This window comes from Cereibacter sediminicola (genome assembly GCF_007668225.1).
Classification (GTDB): domain Bacteria; phylum Pseudomonadota; class Alphaproteobacteria; order Rhodobacterales; family Rhodobacteraceae; genus Cereibacter_A; species Cereibacter_A azotoformans.
Map to the genome: position 1 here is coordinate 1 of NZ_VDEK01000125.1, position 692 is coordinate 692.

General features: G+C 65.5%; 1 protein-coding gene and 1 pseudogene. One reads left to right on the top strand and one right to left on the bottom strand.

The features are described 5' to 3' along the window. A pseudogene (locus FG154_RS22040) lies at window positions 1-221 on the bottom strand (hypothetical protein); the annotation flags it as partial. A 63-nt stretch (window positions 222-284) separates the two neighbouring features. Between FG154_RS22040 and FG154_RS20660 the strand changes: the two are divergent. After that, window positions 285-692 (top strand): IS110 family transposase (locus FG154_RS20660; protein WP_145112031.1); only part of this gene is annotated, 408 nt, incomplete at its 3' end.

Here is a 692-nt window from a genome sequence, read left to right on the forward strand (position 1 = left end):
AGCCAGTCCGCGTTCGGAAGGCCACCGAGGAGAGCTGCCGCTCCGGTGTAGTCGCTGACTTGTCCGGCGGACATGAAGAAGCGGATGGGACGGCCCTTCGCATCGGCTGCGGCATGCAGCTTGGTGTTCATGCCGCCCGTTCTCAGGGAAACAGCTCCCCCGGACTGTTCCCTGATCTTCGAACTGCGCCCGATCTGGCGTCCACGCCCCCTTTTATGAATGGCCCGCCCCTCCCGCCGACCTCCGTGCAGGATGTCGGTGTTCATTGGAGGAAGGAGCGGACCATGAGCATTGTGATCCTTGGCGTCGACCTGGGCAAGAACAGCTGCAGCGTCGTTGGATTGGACGAGGACGGCAAGGTTGTCATCCGGCGGCGGATGCGTCGTGATGGGGTCATTGCCTTTGCCTCCCGGCTGGCGCCCTGCGTGATGGCGATGGAAGCGTGTTGCTGGGCCCATCATATGGGGCGGGCGCTGGCGGCGCTGGGGCACGAGGTCCGGCTGATGTCGCCGGAGTATGTGCGCCCCTGCGTGAAGGCACAGACGAACGACGACCGGGACGCCGAAGCGATTGCCGAAGCTGCGACCCGCCCGACCATGCGCTTTGTCGAGCTCAGGAGCGAGGAGCAGCTCGACATCCAGACCCTGCACCGGGTGCGCGATCGCCTGGTCGGTGAGCGCACGTCCCTGACC